General features: G+C 32.9%; 5 protein-coding genes. 2 read left to right on the plus strand and 3 right to left on the minus strand.

Features of this window, described 5'->3' with window-relative positions; genetic code table 11:
* Positions 1–198 precede the first annotated feature (198 nt).
* Positions 199–936, plus strand: a complete 738-nt coding sequence (locus QZZ48_RS14670) for a nitrate- and nitrite sensing domain-containing protein (protein WP_294967008.1) — start codon at positions 199–201, stop codon at positions 934–936.
* A gap of 36 nt (positions 937–972) precedes the next feature.
* Here QZZ48_RS14670 and argF read toward each other — a convergent pair whose 3' ends face one another.
* Together argF and hemB are read right to left on the minus strand one after the other, a co-directional pair.
* Positions 973–1,893, minus strand: a complete 921-nt coding sequence (gene argF, locus QZZ48_RS14675; RefSeq protein ID WP_294967004.1) for an ornithine carbamoyltransferase — start codon at positions 1,891–1,893, stop codon at positions 973–975.
* A gap of 42 nt (positions 1,894–1,935) precedes the next feature.
* On the minus strand, positions 1,936–2,907 hold the full coding sequence (gene hemB, locus QZZ48_RS14680) for a porphobilinogen synthase (RefSeq protein ID WP_294967005.1): 972 nt from the start codon (positions 2,905–2,907) through the stop codon (positions 1,936–1,938).
* A 72-nt stretch (positions 2,908–2,979) separates the two neighbouring features.
* Between hemB and ribA the strand changes: the two genes are divergently transcribed.
* The gene (ribA, locus tag QZZ48_RS14685) at positions 2,980–3,543 is read left to right on the plus strand and encodes a GTP cyclohydrolase II (protein WP_294967006.1); all 564 of its coding nucleotides are present in this window, start codon (positions 2,980–2,982) and stop codon (positions 3,541–3,543) included.
* On the opposite strand, the gene QZZ48_RS14690 is transcribed toward ribA, so the two are convergent.
* Positions 3,531–3,728 (minus strand): hypothetical protein, encoded by a 198-nt coding sequence (locus tag QZZ48_RS14690; protein ID WP_294967007.1) that lies wholly within the window; start codon positions 3,726–3,728, stop codon positions 3,531–3,533. The genes ribA and QZZ48_RS14690 overlap by 13 nt on opposite strands.
* Positions 3,729–3,825: the final 97 nt, after the last annotated feature.

Raw genomic sequence — 3,825 nt, forward strand, 5'->3', positions numbered from 1 at the left:
TCTTTGTTTTTGGTCGAATAAGATTAGCAGATTATCGATTAATCCTATCTTTCAACTTACTTTCAAAAAATTGCACTTGATTTTAGAATTGGCGTTTTAATAACCGCGTTAATTTTTAGTTTAAATGCTAAATCACTATTTAGTAACTCTAGCCAAGCCGACAATTCAAAATATATTGGCGCACTTAAAGACCTAATCATTTCAACACAAAAAACTCGTGGTCTTACAAACAACTACTTAAATGGAAATACAACTTCTATGCTATTAGTATATGGAAATAGAAAAGAGATGAAAAAAGCCATTGGAACAATGGAATCACTGCCTTTGGCATCTGATGCTATTATTAACAACAGAGCTACCAATATAAGTGAATCTCTAATCAAACTAAATCGTAAAGCTTTTAAAAAAGATCCAGCTATTGTGTTTGAACAATATAGTGAACTTATAGAGCAGACATTAATGCTTGCTCAGACTGTTAGTAAGCATGGTTCTAAAGAGCTTAACCCTCTTGGGCAAAAACTCTCTACAGTGATGATGGAAGTCATATTACCACTAACTGAGTATGTTGGACAGATGAGAGGAATGGGTTCTGGAATTGTTGCAAAAGGTATGATTACAAAAACTCAAAAAGCTCATATGCAAGCTCTTGCATATGAAGTTGATGTACATACGACTCAGCTAATTGCAGATATAAAAAAGATTTCATCTAGCAATCAAAAGAGTTTCAACTCTGAGTTAGATGCCAAGCTAGATTCAATCTCAAGAGCTAGCAAAAACTATATAACTTTAACGAACAATGAAGTTATTCAGAAGAAGAAAATTAATTTTGATACTGATGAATATTTTAATAAGGGAACAGACTTGATTTCTCTTGTAATTGATGTTTACAATATTAATAATAAAGTTATACTTGATGATTCAAAAGGGTGGTTATAACTAGAACCTGAGATAGGTTCTAGTAAAAAAGTTTATCTATCTTTGTTTGTCTAACCAAACCATTAGACCTTTTTGAGCATGTAATCTATTTTCCGCTTCATCAAAAACAATATCAGAATACTTTTCAAATACAGATTCGCTTACTTCAAGACCTCTATATGCTGGAAGACAGTGTAAGAACTTAGCATCTTTAGCTGCAAGAAGCATCATTTTATCATCAACCATAAAACCTTTAAAGATTTTGATTCTTTCTTCTTTTTCTTCTTCTTGTCCCATTGAAGTCCATGTGTCTGTAGTAATAACAGTAGCACCCTTTACAGCTTCGTTCGGGTCATTCATCGTCTTTATTACAGCTCCACTCTCTTTAGCTAATATTAATGATTCTTTTAAAATATTTTCATCTACTTCATAACCCTCTGGAGTAGCGATGCGAAGCTCAAAACCAAGTTTTGCTGCCAGCATCATCCATGAGTGAGTCATATTGTTTCCATCACCGATATACGCACATACAATATGCTCATTTGCATTATGTTCAACTAAGGTCATATAGTCAGCCAATAGTTGTACAGGGTGGTAAGAATCAGTTAAGCCATTTATTACAGGTACTTTAGAATAAGATGCAAACTCTTCTATCTTTGAGTGCTCAAAGGTTCTAATCATCACCATGTCACACATACTAGATATTACTCTAGCTGTATCTTTTACAGGCTCGCCACGACCTAAGTGAATGTCACGATTTGATAAGAATAGAGCATGCCCGCCAAGTTGAAACATACCTGTCTCAAAACTTACTCTTGTTCTTGTTGAGCTTTTCTCAAAAATCATACCAAGAGTCTGGTTTTCAAGTTCTTTTTTGTATATTTTTGATTTTAGATTTTTTTTGATTTCAAGACCAATTGCAATGATCTCTAATATCTCTTTTTTTGTAAAATCTTTTAGTGTTAAAAAATGTTTCAAAATATCCCCAAATTTTTAAATAAGCTGTTATTCTATAGTAATTCACTTTAATAACATCTTTGCAACTTCTTTAGCATGATAAGAGATAATAATATTAGCCCCTGCTCTTTTAAAACTAACCATTGTCTCCATTACAACTCTATCATAGTCTATCAAATCATGTTTACCAGCAAGCTTAAACATAGCGTACTCACCACTTACATTATAAACCGCCATTGGAAGTGAAGTGTTGTCTTTAATCTCACGAACAATATCTAAATAAGCAAGAGCTGGTTTTACCATTAATATATCAGCACCTTGCATCTCATCAGAAATAGACTCGTTTATAGCTTCTCTTCTATTTGCAGGATCCATTTGGTATGAAGCACGATCACCAAAACTTGGTGTTGACTCAGCTACATCACGGAATGGACCATAATATCCACTTGCAAACTTTGTTGAGTATGCCATAATTGGTAGATTTTCATATCCCGCTACATCTAGAGCATCTCTAAGAGTCTCAATAATACCGTCCATCATACCAGATGGTGCTATCATGTCAGCGCCTGCTTTTGCATGAATTATTGCTTGTTGTGCAGATATTTCAAGAGTAGCGTCATTGTTTACTGTTTCATTTTCTTCATCGATAATTCCACAATGACCATGATCTGTGTATTCGCAAAAACATAAATCAGTTACAACAAACATATCAGGATGTTCTTGTTTAATAGCACGAATTGCTGATGCAATGATTCCATGCTCACATAGTGAGTCTGAACCTATAGAGTCTTTTACATCAGGAATTCCAAAAAGGATAATTGAGTAAAGTCCAAGTTTCTTTAACTCTATACACTCTTTTAAAACTTCATCTATACTCATTTGAAATACACCAGGCATAGAGGAAACTTCTGTTTTTATGTTTTCACCAGGGCGAACAAATAGTGGATAGATAAAATCATCTGTTGTAACACTTGTCTCTCTTACTAATGAACGGAGTTGCTTATTTAAACGAGTTCTGCGAAATCTTTGAAACATAATAAACCTTTTTTAGCTATAATTTTGAAAAATTTATTTTATCGTTTTAAAGTTTAAAATAGGGTACATTAATTGAATATAGAGATTTCAGAAGTCGCAAACTTACCTTCAAGATTTGGTGATTTCAAAGTAAAAGCCTTTAAAGAAGGTCACAAAGAACACCTTGTTATATACTCAGACAAGCTTGCCGAAATTCCAACAGTACGTGTTCATTCAGAGTGTTTAACAGGAGACGCTATAGGTAGTCTTAAGTGTGATTGTAGAGATCAACTTGAGTATGCATTGAAATTAGCGGGAGAGCATGATGGAATGGTGATTTACTTAAGACAAGAGGGACGAAACATCGGTCTTTTAAATAAGATAAATGCTTACGCTCTTCAAGATAAAGGTCTTAATACAATAGAAGCTAATCATCAACTAGGTTTTCGTGCAGATGAGAGAACTTATGAAGTTGTCACAAAAATACTTCAGCATTTTAATATTAAGAAAATAAAGCTTTTAACAAATAACCCAGACAAAGTAAACTCTATAAACGATATAGAAATTGTGCAGAGAGTTCCGATTATTATGGACTCAAATAAACATAATGAAGATTATTTAAACGTTAAAAAAGACGAGATGGGTCACTTATTATAGAGACTCTTTTGTTTATGCATATAAACTCTACAAAGAACTTCTTTAAAATATTTACCTTTCTTTTTATCATACCAAAGAACTATATTATCAACATCAGCCATATCTTCTAATAAATAACCTTCCCTTTGTTTTTGAATTATTTTACTTATTAGTCGTTCTGGATAATCAATTGATTCAGATGACAATGGAATGTCCCCTATAAACTAGACAATTACTAAACCAGTAAAAACCTACATTTTTGAAGACTTTAAATTATACCTTCTTTCAAACTCATTTGGTGAA

It is taken from the genome of Sulfurimonas sp., assembly GCF_016744025.1.
Taxonomy (GTDB): domain Bacteria; phylum Campylobacterota; class Campylobacteria; order Campylobacterales; family Sulfurimonadaceae; genus Sulfurimonas.